Origin of the sequence: Enterobacter cloacae complex sp. 382A5, assembly GCF_050031095.1 — a bacterium.
GTDB classification, from domain to species: domain Bacteria; phylum Pseudomonadota; class Gammaproteobacteria; order Enterobacterales; family Enterobacteriaceae; genus Enterobacter; species Enterobacter cloacae.
In genome coordinates, this window is record NZ_JBLGVK010000001.1 from 241,217 (window position 1) to 257,524 (window position 16,308).

General features: G+C 53.1%; 12 protein-coding genes. 7 read left to right on the forward strand and 5 right to left on the reverse strand.

Annotated features, from left to right (window positions below):
- The 7 genes from nusG to rpoC all read left to right on the forward strand — a co-directional run bounded on the left by nusG (position 1) and on the right by rpoC (position 11,711).
- Positions 1-546 carry a transcription termination/antitermination protein NusG gene (gene nusG, locus ACQG2G_RS01160; protein WP_003862341.1) on the forward strand — a complete coding sequence of 182 codons (546 nt, stop codon included), beginning with the start codon at positions 1-3 and terminating at the stop codon, positions 544-546.
- A 155-nt stretch (positions 547-701) separates the two neighbouring features.
- Positions 702-1,130 (forward strand): 50S ribosomal protein L11, encoded by a 429-nt coding sequence (gene rplK, locus ACQG2G_RS01165; RefSeq protein WP_008503452.1) that lies wholly within the window; start codon positions 702-704, stop codon positions 1,128-1,130.
- 3 nt (positions 1,131-1,133) lie between these two features.
- A complete protein-coding gene (gene rplA, locus ACQG2G_RS01170) occupies positions 1,134-1,838 on the forward strand; it encodes a 50S ribosomal protein L1 (RefSeq protein WP_013095000.1) in 705 nt (234 codons plus the stop codon).
- Between the two features lie 292 nt (positions 1,839-2,130).
- Complete coding sequence (rplJ, locus tag ACQG2G_RS01175) at positions 2,131-2,628, forward strand: 50S ribosomal protein L10 (RefSeq protein WP_013095001.1); 498 nt, start codon at positions 2,131-2,133, stop codon at positions 2,626-2,628.
- A gap of 66 nt (positions 2,629-2,694) precedes the next feature.
- Entirely contained in the window at positions 2,695-3,063 is a 369-nt protein-coding gene (gene rplL / locus ACQG2G_RS01180) for a 50S ribosomal protein L7/L12 (protein WP_013095002.1), read from the forward strand.
- A gap of 319 nt (positions 3,064-3,382) precedes the next feature.
- Positions 3,383-7,411 (forward strand): DNA-directed RNA polymerase subunit beta, encoded by a 4,029-nt coding sequence (rpoB, locus tag ACQG2G_RS01185; RefSeq protein ID WP_008503453.1) that lies wholly within the window; start codon positions 3,383-3,385, stop codon positions 7,409-7,411.
- 76 nt (positions 7,412-7,487) lie between these two features.
- Positions 7,488-11,711, forward strand: coding sequence for a DNA-directed RNA polymerase subunit beta' (rpoC, locus tag ACQG2G_RS01190; protein WP_013095003.1), 4,224 nt, complete (start codon positions 7,488-7,490; stop codon positions 11,709-11,711).
- A gap of 57 nt (positions 11,712-11,768) precedes the next feature.
- On the opposite strand, the gene ACQG2G_RS01195 is transcribed toward rpoC, so the two are convergent.
- The 5 genes from ACQG2G_RS01195 to thiG form a co-directional block, all read right to left on the reverse strand.
- Positions 11,769-12,086 carry a PTS lactose/cellobiose transporter subunit IIA gene (locus ACQG2G_RS01195; protein ID WP_020684626.1) on the reverse strand — a complete coding sequence of 106 codons (318 nt, stop codon included), beginning with the start codon at positions 12,084-12,086 and terminating at the stop codon, positions 11,769-11,771.
- A complete protein-coding gene (locus ACQG2G_RS01200) occupies positions 12,086-12,394 on the reverse strand; it encodes a PTS sugar transporter subunit IIB (RefSeq protein ID WP_023334100.1) in 309 nt (102 codons plus the stop codon). Before ACQG2G_RS01200 ends, ACQG2G_RS01195 begins: the two co-directional genes overlap by 1 nt.
- Before the next feature lie 146 nt (positions 12,395-12,540).
- Positions 12,541-14,082, reverse strand: coding sequence for a sensor domain-containing diguanylate cyclase (locus ACQG2G_RS01205; protein ID WP_248766730.1), 1,542 nt, complete (start codon positions 14,080-14,082; stop codon positions 12,541-12,543).
- Positions 14,083-14,407: 325 nt separating this feature from the next.
- A complete protein-coding gene (gene thiH, locus ACQG2G_RS01210; RefSeq protein WP_061772613.1) occupies positions 14,408-15,541 on the reverse strand; it encodes a 2-iminoacetate synthase ThiH in 1,134 nt (377 codons plus the stop codon).
- Positions 15,538-16,308: a thiazole synthase gene (gene thiG, locus ACQG2G_RS01215; protein WP_061772612.1), complete on the reverse strand. Its 771-nt coding sequence runs from the start codon at positions 16,306-16,308 to the stop codon at positions 15,538-15,540. Before thiG ends, thiH begins: the two co-directional genes overlap by 4 nt.

Consider the following 16,308-nt stretch of genomic DNA (forward strand, 5'->3'; position numbering starts at 1 on the left):
ATGTCTGAAGCCCCTAAAAAGCGCTGGTACGTCGTTCAGGCGTTTTCCGGTTTTGAAGGCCGCGTAGCAACGTCGCTGCGTGAGCATATCAAATTACACAACATGGAAGAGTTATTTGGCGAAGTTATGGTTCCGACCGAAGAAGTGGTCGAGATCCGTGGTGGCCAACGCCGCAAAAGCGAGCGTAAATTCTTCCCGGGTTACGTGCTGGTTCAGATGGTTATGAACGACGCGAGCTGGCACCTTGTGCGCAGCGTACCGCGCGTGATGGGCTTTATCGGCGGCACGTCTGACCGTCCGGCGCCAATCAGCGACAAAGAAGTTGATGCGATTATGAACCGCCTGCAGCAGGTGGGTGATAAGCCGCGTCCGAAAACGCTGTTTGAACCGGGTGAAATGGTTCGTGTTAATGACGGTCCGTTTGCTGACTTTAATGGCGTGGTCGAAGAAGTGGATTACGAGAAATCCCGCCTGAAAGTTTCTGTTTCTATCTTCGGTCGTGCGACCCCGGTAGAACTGGACTTTGCCCAGGTAGAAAAAGCCTAAGCAGCGATCAAAAAAGCGGCGATTTAATCGTTGCACAGGGCGCGAGATTGGAATACAATTTCGCGCCTTTTGTTTTTATGGGCCACGGCCTGTAAAACGATTTTATTCACGGGGAGCCTCGCTGAGGCGCTATCACCCAATCAGAGGATTTTAGAATGGCTAAGAAAGTACAAGCCTACGTCAAGCTGCAGGTTGCAGCTGGTATGGCGAACCCAAGTCCACCAGTTGGTCCAGCTCTGGGTCAGCAGGGTGTGAACATCATGGAATTCTGTAAAGCGTTTAACGCCAAAACTGAATCCCTGGAAAAAGGTCTGCCAATCCCAGTTGTAATCACTGTTTACGCTGACCGTTCTTTCACTTTCGTTACCAAAACCCCTCCTGCAGCAGTTCTGCTGAAGAAAGCGGCTGGTATCAAGTCTGGTTCCGGTAAACCGAACAAAGACAAAGTGGGTAAAATTTCCCGCGCTCAGCTGCAGGAAATCGCGCAGACCAAAGCTGCCGACATGACTGGTGCCGACATTGAAGCGATGACTCGCTCTATCGAAGGTACTGCACGTTCCATGGGCCTGGTAGTGGAGGACTAAGAAATGGCTAAACTGACCAAGCGCATGTCCGTGATCCGTGACAAAGTTGATGCGACCAAACAGTACGACATCAACGAAGCTATCGCTCTGCTGAAAGAACTGGCTACCGCTAAGTTCGTTGAAAGCGTTGACGTTGCTGTTAACCTGGGCATTGATGCTCGTAAATCTGATCAGAACGTTCGTGGTGCAACTGTACTGCCACACGGTACTGGCCGTTCCGTTCGCGTAGCTGTATTTACTCAGGGTGCAAACGCAGAAGCTGCTAAAGCTGCTGGCGCTGAACTGGTAGGTATGGAAGATCTGGCTGACCAGATCAAAAAAGGCGAAATGAACTTTGACGTTGTTATCGCATCTCCAGATGCAATGCGCGTTGTTGGCCAGCTGGGCCAGGTTCTGGGTCCACGCGGCCTGATGCCAAACCCGAAAGTGGGTACTGTAACCCCTAACGTTGCTGAAGCGGTTAAGAACGCTAAAGCAGGTCAGGTTCGTTATCGTAACGACAAAAACGGCATCATCCACACCACCATCGGTAAAGTGGACTTCGACGCTGACAAACTGAAAGAAAACCTGGAAGCTCTGCTGGTTGCGCTGAAAAAAGCAAAACCAACTCAGGCGAAAGGCGTGTACATCAAGAAAGTTAGCATCTCCACCACCATGGGTGCAGGTGTTGCAGTTGACCAGGCTGGCCTGAGCGCTGCTGCAAACTAATGCCTTTACGTGGGCGGTGATTTTGTCTACAATCTTACCCCCACGTTTGCTAACGAAAGTTAGCGGCTAAAAGAATTGTTCGTTGGAGCCTGGCCTAATCCAGGCCTCCGTCGAAGACCGCAGGTGTTTCGCAAGAGACTTAATCCCCTGCGTAGACGGTGACAGAACGCTAAGATTATTTTTGGATATTCTGGCTTGTTTCTGCTCACCGTATTAAGACGCTCTTTCCGTTGGGAAGAGTGAAGTGAGTTCCGGAACATGAGTTCCGGCAAACATCCAGGAGCAAAAGCTAATGGCTTTAAATCTTCAAGACAAACAAGCGATTGTTGCTGAAGTCAGCGAAGTAGCCAAAGGCGCGCTGTCTGCAGTAGTTGCGGATTCCCGTGGCGTAACTGTAGATAAAATGACTGAACTGCGTAAAGCAGGTCGTGAAGCTGGCGTTTACATGCGTGTTGTTCGTAACACCCTGCTGCGCCGTGCTGTTGAAGGTACCTCTTTTGAGTGCCTGAAAGACACGTTTGTTGGTCCGACCCTGATTGCATACTCTATGGAACACCCGGGCGCTGCTGCTCGTCTGTTCAAAGAGTTCGCGAAAGCGAATGCAAAATTTGAGGTCAAAGCCGCTGCCTTTGAAGGTGAGCTGATCCCGGCGTCTCAGATCGACCGCCTGGCAACTCTGCCGACCTACGAAGAAGCAATTGCACGCCTGATGGCAACCATGAAAGAAGCTTCGGCTGGCAAACTGGTTCGTACTCTGGCTGCTGTACGCGATGCGAAAGAAGCTGCTTAATCGCAGTTATCTTTATAAAGCATCTGCTTACGTATAAACTTATTCTGATATTCAGGAACAATTTAAATGTCTATCACTAAAGATCAAATCATTGAAGCAGTATCCGCTATGTCCGTAATGGACGTTGTTGAGCTGATCTCTGCAATGGAAGAAAAATTCGGTGTTTCTGCTGCTGCTGCTGTAGCTGTTGCTGCTGGCCCAGCTGCTGACGCTGCTGAAGAGAAAACTGAATTCGACGTAATTCTGAAAGCTGCTGGCGCGAACAAAGTTGCAGTAATCAAAGCTGTTCGTGGCGCTACCGGTCTGGGTCTGAAAGAAGCTAAAGACCTGGTAGAATCTGCTCCAGCTGCGCTGAAAGAAGGCGTGAGCAAAGACGACGCAGAAGCACTGAAAAAATCTCTGGAAGAAGCTGGCGCTGAAGTTGAAGTTAAATAAGCCAACTTTTCTGGTTGCAGCCTAAGTAATTAGGCTGATGGCTGGTGACTTTTTAGTCACCAGCCTTTTTGCGCTGTAAGGCCTCGGTAGCATTTCACACTGTTTGACTATCGATGTGTCTTTCAATGCTTGTTTCTATCGACGACTTAATATACTGCGACAGGGTGCTCGCTCTGTGTAAATCGCAATGAAATGGTTTAAGCGTGATAGCAACAGGTATTGCGGAAAGTATTCAATTTTCCGGTCCACAAAATGGTGTTGCACAAACTGTCCCTTCGTCGGACAGATGGGTCGACTTGTCAGCGAGCTGAGGAACCCTATGGTTTACTCCTATACCGAGAAAAAACGTATTCGTAAGGATTTTGGTAAACGTCCACAAGTTCTGGACATTCCATATCTCCTTTCTATCCAGCTTGACTCGTTCCAGAAGTTTATCGAGCAAGATCCTGAAGGGCAGTACGGTCTGGAAGCAGCCTTCCGTTCCGTGTTCCCAATTCAGAGCTACAGCGGTAACTCCGAGCTGCAGTACGTCAGCTACCGCCTTGGCGAACCGGTGTTTGACGTTCAGGAATGTCAGATCCGTGGCGTGACCTATTCCGCACCGCTGCGCGTAAAACTGCGTCTGGTGATCTACGAGCGCGAAGCGCCGGAAGGCACTGTTAAAGACATTAAAGAACAAGAAGTCTACATGGGTGAAATTCCACTCATGACAGACAACGGTACTTTCGTTATCAACGGTACTGAGCGTGTTATCGTTTCCCAGCTGCACCGTAGCCCGGGCGTCTTCTTCGACAGCGATAAAGGTAAAACACACTCTTCCGGTAAAGTACTGTATAACGCGCGCATCATTCCTTACCGTGGTTCATGGCTGGACTTCGAGTTCGATCCAAAAGACAACCTGTTTGTCCGTATCGACCGTCGTCGTAAACTGCCTGCAACCATCATTCTGCGCGCACTGAACTATACCACTGAACAGATCCTGGACCTGTTCTTTGAAAAAGTGATCTTTGAAATCCGCGACAACAAGCTGCAGATGGAGCTGGTGCCGGAACGTCTGCGTGGTGAGACCGCGTCGTTCGACATCGAAGCCGACGGCAAAGTGTATGTGGAAAAAGGTCGCCGTATTACCGCGCGCCACATCCGTCAGCTGGAAAAAGATGATATCAAACACATCGAAGTTCCGGTTGAATACATTGCAGGAAAAGTAGCCGCGAAAGATTACGTTGATGAATCAACTGGCGAGCTGATCTGCCCGGCTAACATGGAGCTGAGCCTGGATCTGCTGGCTAAGCTGAGTCAGGCTGGCCACAAACGTATCGAAACGCTGTTCACTAACGATCTGGACCACGGTCCGTACATCTCTGAGACTGTACGCGTCGACCCAACCAACGATCGTCTGAGCGCGCTGGTAGAAATCTACCGCATGATGCGTCCTGGTGAGCCACCAACTCGCGAAGCGGCTGAAAGCCTGTTCGAGAACCTGTTCTTCTCTGAAGACCGCTACGATCTGTCTGCGGTTGGTCGTATGAAGTTCAACCGCTCTCTGCTGCGCGATGAGATCGAAGGTTCCGGTATCCTGAGCAAAGACGACATCATCGAAGTGATGAAGAAGCTCATTGATATCCGTAACGGTAAAGGCGAAGTGGACGACATCGACCACCTCGGCAACCGTCGTATCCGTTCCGTAGGCGAAATGGCGGAAAACCAGTTCCGCGTTGGCCTGGTGCGTGTAGAGCGTGCGGTGAAAGAGCGTCTGTCTCTGGGCGATCTGGATACCCTGATGCCTCAGGATATGATCAACGCCAAGCCGATTTCTGCAGCCGTGAAAGAGTTCTTCGGTTCCAGCCAGCTGTCTCAGTTTATGGACCAGAACAACCCGCTGTCTGAGATTACGCACAAACGTCGTATCTCTGCACTCGGCCCAGGCGGTCTGACCCGTGAACGCGCAGGCTTCGAAGTTCGAGACGTACACCCGACTCACTACGGTCGCGTATGTCCAATCGAAACGCCTGAAGGTCCAAACATCGGTCTGATCAACTCCCTGTCCGTGTACGCACAGACAAACGAATACGGTTTCCTTGAGACCCCGTACCGTAAAGTGACTGACGGTGTTGTTACCGACGAAATTCATTACCTGTCTGCTATCGAAGAAGGCAACTACGTTATCGCTCAGGCGAACTCCAACCTGGATGACGAAGGCCACTTTGTAGAAGATCTGGTTACCTGCCGTAGCAAAGGCGAATCCAGCTTGTTCAGCCGCGACCAGGTTGACTACATGGACGTATCCACCCAGCAGGTGGTATCCGTCGGTGCGTCCCTGATCCCGTTCCTGGAACACGATGACGCCAACCGTGCATTGATGGGTGCGAACATGCAACGTCAGGCCGTTCCAACTCTGCGTGCTGATAAGCCGCTGGTTGGTACCGGTATGGAACGTGCTGTTGCCGTTGACTCCGGTGTTACTGCAGTGGCTAAGCGTGGCGGTACCGTTCAGTACGTTGACGCATCCCGTATCGTTATCAAAGTTAACGAAGACGAGATGTATCCGGGCGAAGCGGGTATCGACATCTACAACCTGACCAAATACACCCGTTCTAACCAGAACACCTGTATCAACCAGATGCCTTGCGTATCTCTGGGTGAGCCAGTTGAGCGCGGCGACGTGCTGGCAGACGGTCCGTCCACCGACCTCGGTGAACTGGCGCTCGGCCAGAACATGCGCGTAGCGTTCATGCCGTGGAACGGTTACAACTTCGAAGACTCCATCCTCGTCTCCGAACGTGTGGTACAGGAAGATCGTTTCACCACCATCCACATTCAGGAACTGGCCTGTGTGTCCCGTGACACCAAGCTGGGGCCAGAAGAGATCACCGCTGACATCCCTAACGTGGGTGAAGCTGCGCTCTCCAAACTGGATGAATCCGGTATCGTTTACATCGGTGCGGAAGTGACCGGCGGCGATATTCTGGTTGGTAAGGTAACGCCGAAAGGTGAAACCCAGCTGACGCCAGAAGAGAAACTGCTGCGTGCAATCTTCGGTGAGAAAGCGTCTGACGTTAAAGACTCTTCTCTGCGCGTACCAAACGGTGTTTCCGGTACGGTTATCGACGTTCAGGTCTTCACCCGTGACGGCGTTGAGAAAGATAAACGTGCGCTGGAAATCGAAGAGATGCAGCTCAAACAGGCTAAAAAAGACCTGTCTGAAGAACTGCAGATCCTCGAAGCGGGTCTGTTCAGCCGTATCTATGCGGTGCTGGTTGCCGGTGGCGTTGAAGCTGAGAAGCTCGACAAACTGCCACGCGATCGCTGGCTGGAACTGGGCCTGACCGACGAAGAGAAACAAAATCAGCTGGAACAGCTGGCTGAGCAGTATGACGAACTGAAACACGAGTTCGAGAAAAAACTCGAAGCGAAACGCCGCAAAATCACTCAGGGCGACGATCTGGCACCAGGCGTGCTGAAGATTGTTAAGGTGTATCTGGCTGTTAAACGTCAGATCCAGCCTGGTGATAAGATGGCAGGTCGTCACGGTAACAAGGGTGTTATCTCTAAGATCAACCCGATCGAAGATATGCCGCACGATGCTAACGGTACGCCGGTAGATATCGTACTGAACCCGCTGGGCGTACCGTCTCGTATGAACATCGGTCAGATTCTGGAAACCCACCTGGGTATGGCTGCGAAAGGTATCGGCGACAAGATTAACGCCATGCTGAAACAGCAGCAGGAAGTCGCGAAACTGCGCGAATTCATCCAGCGTGCCTACGATCTGGGTACCGATGTGCGTCAGAAAGTCGACCTGAACACCTTCAGCGATGAAGAAGTGCTGCGTCTGGCAGAGAACCTGCGCAAAGGTATGCCAATTGCAACGCCGGTATTCGACGGTGCAAAAGAAGCTGAAATTAAAGAGCTGCTGCAACTGGGTGGTCTGCCAACGTCTGGTCAGATTACGCTGTTTGACGGCCGTACCGGTGAACAGTTCGAGCGTCCGGTAACCGTAGGTTACATGTACATGCTGAAACTGAACCACCTGGTCGACGACAAAATGCACGCTCGTTCTACCGGTTCTTACAGCCTGGTTACTCAGCAGCCGCTGGGTGGTAAGGCACAGTTCGGTGGTCAGCGCTTCGGGGAGATGGAAGTGTGGGCGCTGGAAGCATACGGCGCAGCATACACCCTGCAGGAAATGCTCACCGTTAAGTCTGATGACGTGAACGGTCGTACCAAGATGTATAAGAACATCGTGGACGGCAACCATCAGATGGAACCGGGCATGCCAGAGTCCTTCAACGTACTGTTGAAAGAGATTCGTTCGCTGGGTATCAACATCGAACTGGAAGACGAGTAATTCTCGCTCAAACAGGTCACTGCTGTCGGGTTAACGCCCGACAGCAGAGTGTGCTAACTCCGACGGGAGCAAATCCGTGAAAGACTTATTAAAGTTTCTGAAAGCGCAAACTAAAACCGAAGAGTTTGATGCGATCAAAATTGCTCTGGCTTCGCCAGACATGATCCGTTCATGGTCTTTCGGTGAAGTTAAAAAGCCGGAAACCATCAACTACCGTACGTTCAAACCTGAGCGTGACGGCCTTTTCTGTGCACGTATTTTCGGGCCAGTAAAAGATTACGAGTGCCTGTGCGGTAAGTACAAGCGCCTGAAACACCGTGGTGTGATCTGTGAGAAGTGCGGCGTTGAAGTGACCCAGACCAAAGTGCGCCGTGAGCGCATGGGCCACATCGAGCTGGCGTCTCCGACTGCTCACATCTGGTTCCTGAAATCTCTGCCGTCCCGTATCGGCCTGCTGCTGGATATGCCGCTGCGCGATATCGAACGTGTTCTGTACTTCGAATCTTATGTGGTTATCGAAGGCGGGATGACGAACCTGGAACGTCACCAGATCCTGACTGAAGAGCAGTATCTGGACGCGCTGGAAGAGTTCGGTGACGAATTCGACGCGAAGATGGGTGCGGAAGCTATTCAGGCCCTGCTGAAGAGCATGGATCTGGAGCAAGAGTGCGAGCAGCTGCGTGAAGAGCTGAACGAAACCAACTCCGAAACCAAGCGTAAAAAGCTGACCAAGCGTATCAAACTGCTGGAAGCGTTCGTTCAGTCTGGTAACAAGCCAGAGTGGATGATCCTGACCGTTCTGCCGGTTCTGCCGCCAGATCTGCGTCCGCTGGTTCCGCTGGATGGTGGTCGTTTCGCAACGTCCGATCTGAACGATCTGTATCGTCGCGTGATCAACCGTAACAACCGTCTGAAACGTCTGCTGGATCTGGCTGCGCCGGACATCATCGTACGCAACGAAAAACGTATGCTGCAGGAAGCGGTAGATGCCCTGCTGGATAACGGTCGTCGCGGTCGTGCGATCACCGGTTCTAACAAACGTCCTCTGAAATCTTTGGCCGACATGATCAAAGGTAAACAGGGTCGTTTCCGTCAGAACCTGCTCGGTAAGCGTGTTGACTACTCCGGTCGTTCTGTAATCACCGTAGGTCCATACCTGCGTCTGCATCAGTGCGGTCTGCCGAAGAAAATGGCACTGGAGCTGTTCAAACCATTCATCTACGGCAAACTGGAGTTGCGAGGCCTCGCCACCACCATCAAAGCCGCTAAGAAAATGGTTGAGCGTGAAGAAGCTGTCGTTTGGGATATCCTGGACGAAGTGATCCGCGAACACCCGGTACTGCTGAACCGTGCACCAACTCTGCACCGTCTGGGTATCCAGGCATTTGAGCCAGTCCTGATCGAAGGTAAAGCTATTCAGCTGCACCCACTGGTTTGTGCGGCGTATAACGCCGACTTCGATGGTGACCAGATGGCTGTTCACGTACCGCTGACGCTGGAAGCCCAGCTCGAAGCGCGTGCGCTGATGATGTCTACCAACAACATCCTGTCTCCAGCGAACGGCGAGCCAATCATCGTTCCTTCTCAGGACGTTGTATTGGGTCTGTACTACATGACCCGTGACTGTGTTAACGCTAAAGGCGAAGGCATGGTGCTGACTGGCCCGAAAGAAGCTGAGCGTATTTATCGCGCTGGCCTGGCCTCTCTGCATGCGCGCGTTAAAGTGCGTATCACTGAATACGAAAAAGATGCTAACGGCGAATTCGTTGCGAAAACCAGCCTGAAAGACACGACTATCGGCCGTGCCATTCTGTGGATGATCGTACCGAAAGGTCTGCCTTTCTCCATCGTCAACCAGGCGCTGGGTAAGAAAGCGATCTCCAAAATGCTGAACACCTGTTACCGCATTCTGGGTCTGAAGCCGACCGTTATCTTCGCTGACCAGACAATGTACACCGGCTTTGCTTATGCAGCGCGTTCAGGTGCATCTGTTGGTATCGATGACATGGTCATCCCAGAGAAGAAACACGAGATCATCTCTGAAGCAGAAGCTGAAGTTGCGGAAATCCAGGAGCAGTTCCAGTCTGGTCTGGTAACCGCGGGCGAACGCTACAACAAAGTTATCGATATCTGGGCTGCGGCGAACGATCGTGTATCCAAAGCGATGATGGATAACCTGCAAACCGAAACCGTGATTAACCGTGACGGCGTAGAAGAGCAGCAGGTTTCCTTCAACAGCATTTACATGATGGCCGACTCCGGTGCGCGTGGTTCTGCAGCACAGATTCGTCAGCTGGCAGGTATGCGTGGTCTGATGGCGAAGCCAGATGGCTCCATCATCGAAACGCCAATCACCGCGAACTTCCGTGAAGGTCTGAACGTACTCCAGTACTTCATCTCCACGCACGGTGCGCGTAAAGGTCTGGCGGATACCGCACTGAAAACAGCGAACTCCGGTTATCTGACGCGTCGTCTGGTTGACGTTGCGCAGGATCTGGTGGTGACCGAAGACGATTGTGGCACCCTTGAAGGTATCACCATGACCCCGGTTATCGAGGGTGGTGATGTTAAAGAGCCACTGCGCGATCGCGTACTGGGTCGTGTTACCGCGGAAGACATTCTGAAGCCGGGTACCGCAGACATTCTGGTTCCACGCAACACGCTGCTGCACGAACAGTGGTGTGACCTGTTGGAAGCGAACTCTGTTGACTCCGTGAAAGTGCGTTCAGTTGTATCCTGTGACACCGACTTTGGTGTATGTGCGCACTGCTACGGTCGTGACCTGGCACGTGGCCACATCATCAACAAAGGTGAAGCCATCGGCGTTATCGCGGCACAGTCCATCGGTGAGCCGGGTACACAGCTGACGATGCGTACGTTCCACATCGGTGGTGCGGCATCTCGTGCGGCTGCTGAATCCAGCATCCAGGTGAAAAACAAAGGTAGCATCAAGCTCAGCAACGCGAAATCGGTTGTGAACTCCAGCGGTAAACTGGTTATCACTTCTCGTAACACCGAACTGAAGCTGATCGACGAATTCGGTCGTACCAAAGAGAGCTATAAAGTGCCTTACGGTGCTGTTATGGCGAAAGGTGATGGCGAGCAGGTTGCCGGCGGTGAAACCGTTGCAAACTGGGATCCACACACCATGCCAGTTATCACCGAAGTGAGTGGTTTCATCCGTTTCACTGACATGATCGACGGCCAGACCATTACTCGTCAGACTGACGAGCTGACCGGTCTGTCTTCTCTGGTGGTTCTGGATTCTGCTGAACGTACTACCGGCGGTAAAGATCTGCGTCCTGCACTGAAAATCGTTGATGCTCAGGGTAACGACGTTCTGATCCCTGGTACCGATATGCCTGCGCAGTACTTCCTGCCTGGTAAAGCGATTGTACAGCTGGAAGATGGCGTACAGATCAGCTCTGGTGACACCCTGGCGCGTATTCCTCAGGAATCCGGCGGTACCAAGGACATCACCGGTGGTCTGCCACGCGTTGCGGACCTGTTCGAAGCACGTCGTCCGAAAGAGCCGGCAATCCTGGCTGAAATCAGCGGTATCATCTCCTTCGGTAAAGAGACCAAAGGTAAACGCCGTCTGGTTATCACCCCGGTAGATGGCAGCGAGCCGTACGAAGAGATGATTCCTAAGTGGCGTCAGCTCAACGTGTTCGAAGGTGAACGCGTAGAACGTGGTGACGTGGTTTCCGACGGTCCAGAAGCGCCGCACGACATCCTGCGTCTGCGTGGTGTGCATGCTGTTACGCGTTACATTGTTAACGAAGTACAGGACGTATACCGTCTGCAGGGCGTTAAGATTAACGATAAACACATCGAAGTTATCGTTCGTCAGATGCTGCGTAAAGCGACCATCGAGAACGCGGGCAGCTCCGAGTTCCTGGAAGGCGAGCAGGTTGAGTACTCACGCGTCAAGATCGCTAACCGCGAACTGGAAGCGAACGGCAAAATCGGTGCGACCTTCTCGCGCGATCTGCTGGGTATCACCAAAGCGTCTCTGGCAACCGAGTCCTTCATCTCTGCAGCATCGTTCCAGGAAACCACTCGTGTCCTGACCGAAGCCGCTGTTGCAGGTAAACGCGATGAACTGCGCGGTCTGAAAGAGAACGTTATCGTGGGTCGTCTGATCCCAGCGGGTACCGGTTATGCGTACCATCAGGATCGTATGCGTCGTCGTGCTGCAGGCGAACTGCCAGCTGCACCGCAGGTGACTGCTGAAGATGCATCCGCGAGCCTGGCAGAGCTGCTGAACGCAGGTCTGGGCGGTTCCGACAACGAGTAATCGTTGATGCCGTAAATAAAAAACCCGCCTCGGCGGGTTTTTTTACAGCTGTAGCTTTTAATTCAGCAACGGTATGCGTCGATAAAGCTCAATCATATCGCCCGCCAGATCCTGGATGACCATCGCGTTCATCAGGTGATCCTGAGAATGGACGGTAATCAGGTTAACCGGAAGCTTCCCGGTGCCTTCATCAAGACCAATAAGCTGTGTCTGGATGGTGTGCGCATGCTTCACATACTCGCGCGACTCTTCCATCGCCTTTTCGGCCCCGTCAAAGTCACCTTTACGCGCCATCTGTAATGCCGTCAGGGCAGCACTGCGCGCCGCACCCGCGTTGACCAGCAGTTCCATGATTGTCGTTTCTAAGTCTTCCATTATGACTCCAGCAGTTTGAGCGCTTTTTCCAGTACGGCATCACCTTTCATCATGCCGTAATCCATCATGTCGATCACCGCGACCTTTTTACCCAGCGGCTCGGCCTGGGCCTGAAGTTTCGCCTGCTCGTATTTAACCTGTGGCCCCAGTAATACGATGTCGGCCGTCGCGATGTTGTCTTTAAATTCCGCGACCGGAACGGCTTTAATGGTGACTTCAACCCCTTTTTTCTGCGCAGCGTCTTTCATACGTTGAACCAGCATGCTCGTTGACATTCCCGCTGCACAGCATAAAACGATGTTCTTCATAATCAGCCTCGATCTACATGTGTTTATTGATAATTATCCCGTGCAGACTGCTTCAACAACCGCTTTACCGTGATTGTGTGTCAGGCATCACAAAGAAATCGGCATTTTTCTGAAACCGGTTACAATTTCGCGCCGGGCAGCGAAAATCAGCTGACAGACGTTCGAATAATGCGGTTTTTTCCCTGTTGTTTCGCGCTGTAGAGGGCGTTATCTACGCTCCCCACCAGTTCTTCCAGCGGTTCGAAATGCCATTCTCCCAGACCGGCACTGAACGTTACCCGCAGGTTTTCTTCCCGCCAGACGCGTTTTTCAACGGCGGTACGCCACGCGTCCAGTAACGAGAATGCGCTAGCGATCTGGTCAGCCTGGAAAATCACTGCGAACTCTTCTCCACCGTAGCGGTAAACCGAGACGTTATGCGGCTGCATTACCTGGATCCCTTCACGCGCCACGTTACGCAGGACAATATCACCGCTCAGGTGACCCCAGGTGTCGTTAATCGATTTAAAGTTGTCGATGTCAATCAGCGCCAGGGCGAAAGGCTGGTGGGCACTGAGTAGCTCATCCACATCGCTATCAAATGCCCGGCGGTTTTTGCAGCCGGTGAGTGCATCATGGGTGGCCTGGCGCACATAGGCCATCTCACGCGCTTTATTGGACTGGATGGTATGGCTAAGCATCGCTTCCAGACGCGGAGCCTGGTTGACGTCGCCGGTTTTGATGGCGTTGATAATCGTCATCAGCACGGTACGCGACTCATGGCGCAGGTACAGACCGAAGAGGATGATAATGATGGCCGCCAGCGCAAAACCCCAGCCGACGATAGTGGTCTCATGGCGGGTAATGTCGGTGAGCGTTGCGCCCGAAACCCGGTAGATGACAAACCAGTCCGGGTTGGTGAAGGAGTAGTAGTAATACCAGGCTTTGGTTTTTTTATCATACAGATGGCCTTCGCCGCTGGTCATTTTGTCCATCAGCGCTTCGCTCACGTACTGCTTGAAGAGCGCGCCCGGATCAGGATGAAGCACCACGGCACCGTCGCGTTCGACAACAAAGAATTCCCCTTGTACAGGCGCTACCATCTGACGAAGGGTAAACCCCATGGAGGTCAAATCGAGATGAAATGCTATTGTACCCTTGAGCCGTCCTTCCGGCGAGATCAACGGCTTATAAAGAGTGACCGTGGGATGCCCGGTAAAATAGTCCATGTAGGGGCGGGTATAGTGGCTGAAGATGCTGGCTTCCGCCTGGGCGATGAACCATGGACGCGTCCGGGGATCGAAGGTTTTGCTCTTTTCCGTGGGAAGTACCTCCGGCGCGCGCAGATAACGGCCCTGGGTGTCTGTCAGAGAAATGGAAGAGACGGTCGGCATCAGGTTCTGTAGATGCATCAACATCTGTAAACCCTGCGACGGATTGACGTTCAGCATCTCGTTCAGCGTGTCGTTGCGTGAAAAATAGAGCGCCGAACGCCCAAGGATATAGTCGTTTTCACGCAGGATAGATTCGGTGTAGTTCACCGCCAGGTTGTGGGTGAAGTTACCATTAATCTTATGATAATCCTCAAGAAAATCTTTTTGTTGTGAAAGGGTAACCACGACCGCGATCAGCGCAAAACTGCACAGGATCCCCGCAAAGCTGAGCATAATGGGTCGGGTAAAAGAGAGCTTTCTGCTGTGAAGTGCCATGAGTTGTACATCAATCCTGATGGTGAGTTTTTCGTCTGCCGATATCCTCTCAGCATAGTCGCTGTCCTGCGGTTAGCTGTGAATTATACGGAACACAGTTTCAGATGAGATGATTTATCTTAAGAAGCATTAAGAAAATACTCATTCACTGGCGGGCGGCGTGTGCAATGAATCAGAGGCAGGGCGAAACGAGGAAGAAGCTTTTCGCCCTGGTCAGCTTCCGTTGCTGACGGCATGACAATAAAAAACCGGACGATAGATGACAATCGTCCGGTTGTGACTCTCCAGAGCGCCTCGACAATTTTTTAACGGCTTGCAGTGCGTTTCAACGCATTTGCGAGGCTCTTCCCAGCCAACTATCCCAGTCTTTCCAGACCGGTTGTAACCCCTGCGCGGTCAGGGCGGCGGCAACTGCTTCTGGCCGTCGACTATCATGTGGCGCAAATTGTTCCAGCTCCGGATGGTCATCGGCGTAGCCCCCTGGCTGCGTTTTGGAGAACGCACTGACGTTGTTAATCGCAAGCGGGATCACGCGGTCACGAAACGCAGGAGATTCACGCGTCGAGAGGGATAATTCAACCTCCGGGGCAAGCAGGCGAAACGCACAGATGGCCTGGACCAGCTGACGTTCGTCCATTACCGAGGCGGGTTCAACACCTCCCGTACATGGCCGCAAGCGTGGGAAAGAGATGGAGTAACGGCTTTGCCAGTAGTGCTGCTGCAGCCATAGCAGGTGTTCCGCTACCATGTAGCAATCCACTCGCCAGCTATCTGACAGCCCAATCAGCGCACCCAGACCGATTTTGTCGATCCCGGCCCGGCCCAGTCTGTCCGGGGTCTCCAGCCGGAAGAAGAAATCCTGTTTCTTTCCCTTCAGGTGATGCCGGGCATACGTCGCCTCGTGGTAGGTTTCCTGATACACCATCACTCCGTCCAGCCCGAGGGTTTTAAGCTCCGCGTATTCCTCCTGCGACAGGGGTTGAACCTCCATCTGTAGCGACGCGAACTGACGGCGAATGGCCGGAAGGTGCTGTCGAAAATAGTCCATCCCGACTTTGCTCTGATGTTCACCCGTGACCAGCAGGAGATGCTCAAAACCCATTTCACGGATAGCGGCACACTCACGGGCGATTTCACTCTCATCGAGTGTTTTCCGCTTGATGCGGTTGCTCATGGAGAAGCCGCAGTAGGTGCAGTCATTCGCGCACAGGTTAGAGAGGTAGAGCGGTACGTAAAAGCTCACCGTGTTGCCAAAACGCTGGCGGGTGAGCCTCTGAGCTCGCTGGGCCATCGGCTCAAGAAAGGTGCTCGCCGCCGGAGAGAGCAGGGCCATCATATCGTCGCGGGACAGGTGACGGGCTTGTAAGGCGCGCTTCACATCAGCCTGCGTTTTACTGTTGATGCGCAGGGCAATATCGTCCCAGTTAAGCTGCCGCCAGCGGTCGGTAAAGGTGGTCATGAGAGCGCCTCCAGAAAGCCGGTCAACGGGCTGGTGGCCTGTGCCTGAAAACTGCGCGTTCCCGGGCCAGACTCTCGTGCCAGCAAGCCGCCCTCCACGGCCATGCGGAACGCACGAGCCATCATGATCGGGTCGTCGGCGACCGCAATGGCTGTGTTCACCAGCACGGCACTTGCTCCCATCTCCAGCGCCTGGGCGGCATGGCTGGGCACGCCAATGCCTGCATCCACCACCACCGGCACGGTGGCTTGCTCAATGATGATCTCCAGCATGGCGCGGGTCTCCAGGCCCTGATTAGAACCAATTGGGGCGCCCAGCGGCATGACGGCAGCGCAGCCGACCTCTTCCAGCCGTTTACACAGCACGGGATCGGCCCCGCAGTAGGGCAGAACGGTAAAGCCTTGCTGCACCAGCTTTTCGGCCGCTTTTAACGTTTCGATGGGGTCAGGCAACAGCCAGCGTGCATCCGGATGTATTTCCAGTTTCAGCCAGTGGGTACCCAGCGCTTCACGGGCCAGCTGAGCCGCAAAAATCGCCTCTTCAGCCGTTTTCGCACCGGAGGTATTGGGCAGCAGGGTAACGCCAGCATCCAGCAACGGTGCCAGAATGGCGTCGCTGTGATGGCGCAGATCGACGCGCTTGAGCGCCAGCGTCACCAGCTGGCTGCCGCTTTCACGGATGGCATCCACCATCAGCTGCGGCGAGGCGAATTTTCCGGTCCCGGTAAACAGATGTGAATCAAAGACTTTATCAGCAATACGTAACAT

Coding starts and splice junctions, on each gene's coding strand:
- rplA (WP_013095000.1), top strand. CDS start 1,134: ATGGCTAAACTGACCAAGCGCATGTCCGTGATCCGTGACAAAGTTGAT.
- rplL (WP_013095002.1), top strand. CDS start 2,695: ATGTCTATCACTAAAGATCAAATCATTGAAGCAGTATCCGCTATGTCC.
- ACQG2G_RS01205 (WP_248766730.1), bottom strand. CDS start 14,082: ATGGCACTTCACAGCAGAAAGCTCTCTTTTACCCGACCCATTATGCTC.
- thiH (WP_061772613.1), bottom strand. CDS start 15,541: ATGACCACCTTTACCGACCGCTGGCGGCAGCTTAACTGGGACGATATT.
- rplJ (WP_013095001.1), top strand. CDS start 2,131: ATGGCTTTAAATCTTCAAGACAAACAAGCGATTGTTGCTGAAGTCAGC.
- rpoB (WP_008503453.1), top strand. CDS start 3,383: ATGGTTTACTCCTATACCGAGAAAAAACGTATTCGTAAGGATTTTGGT.
- rplK (WP_008503452.1), top strand. CDS start 702: ATGGCTAAGAAAGTACAAGCCTACGTCAAGCTGCAGGTTGCAGCTGGT.
- ACQG2G_RS01195 (WP_020684626.1), bottom strand. CDS start 12,086: ATGGAAGACTTAGAAACGACAATCATGGAACTGCTGGTCAACGCGGGT.
- nusG (WP_003862341.1), top strand. CDS start 1: ATGTCTGAAGCCCCTAAAAAGCGCTGGTACGTCGTTCAGGCGTTTTCC.
- thiG (WP_061772612.1), bottom strand. CDS start 16,308: ATGTTACGTATTGCTGATAAAGTCTTTGATTCACATCTGTTTACCGGG.
- ACQG2G_RS01200 (WP_023334100.1), bottom strand. CDS start 12,394: ATGAAGAACATCGTTTTATGCTGTGCAGCGGGAATGTCAACGAGCATG.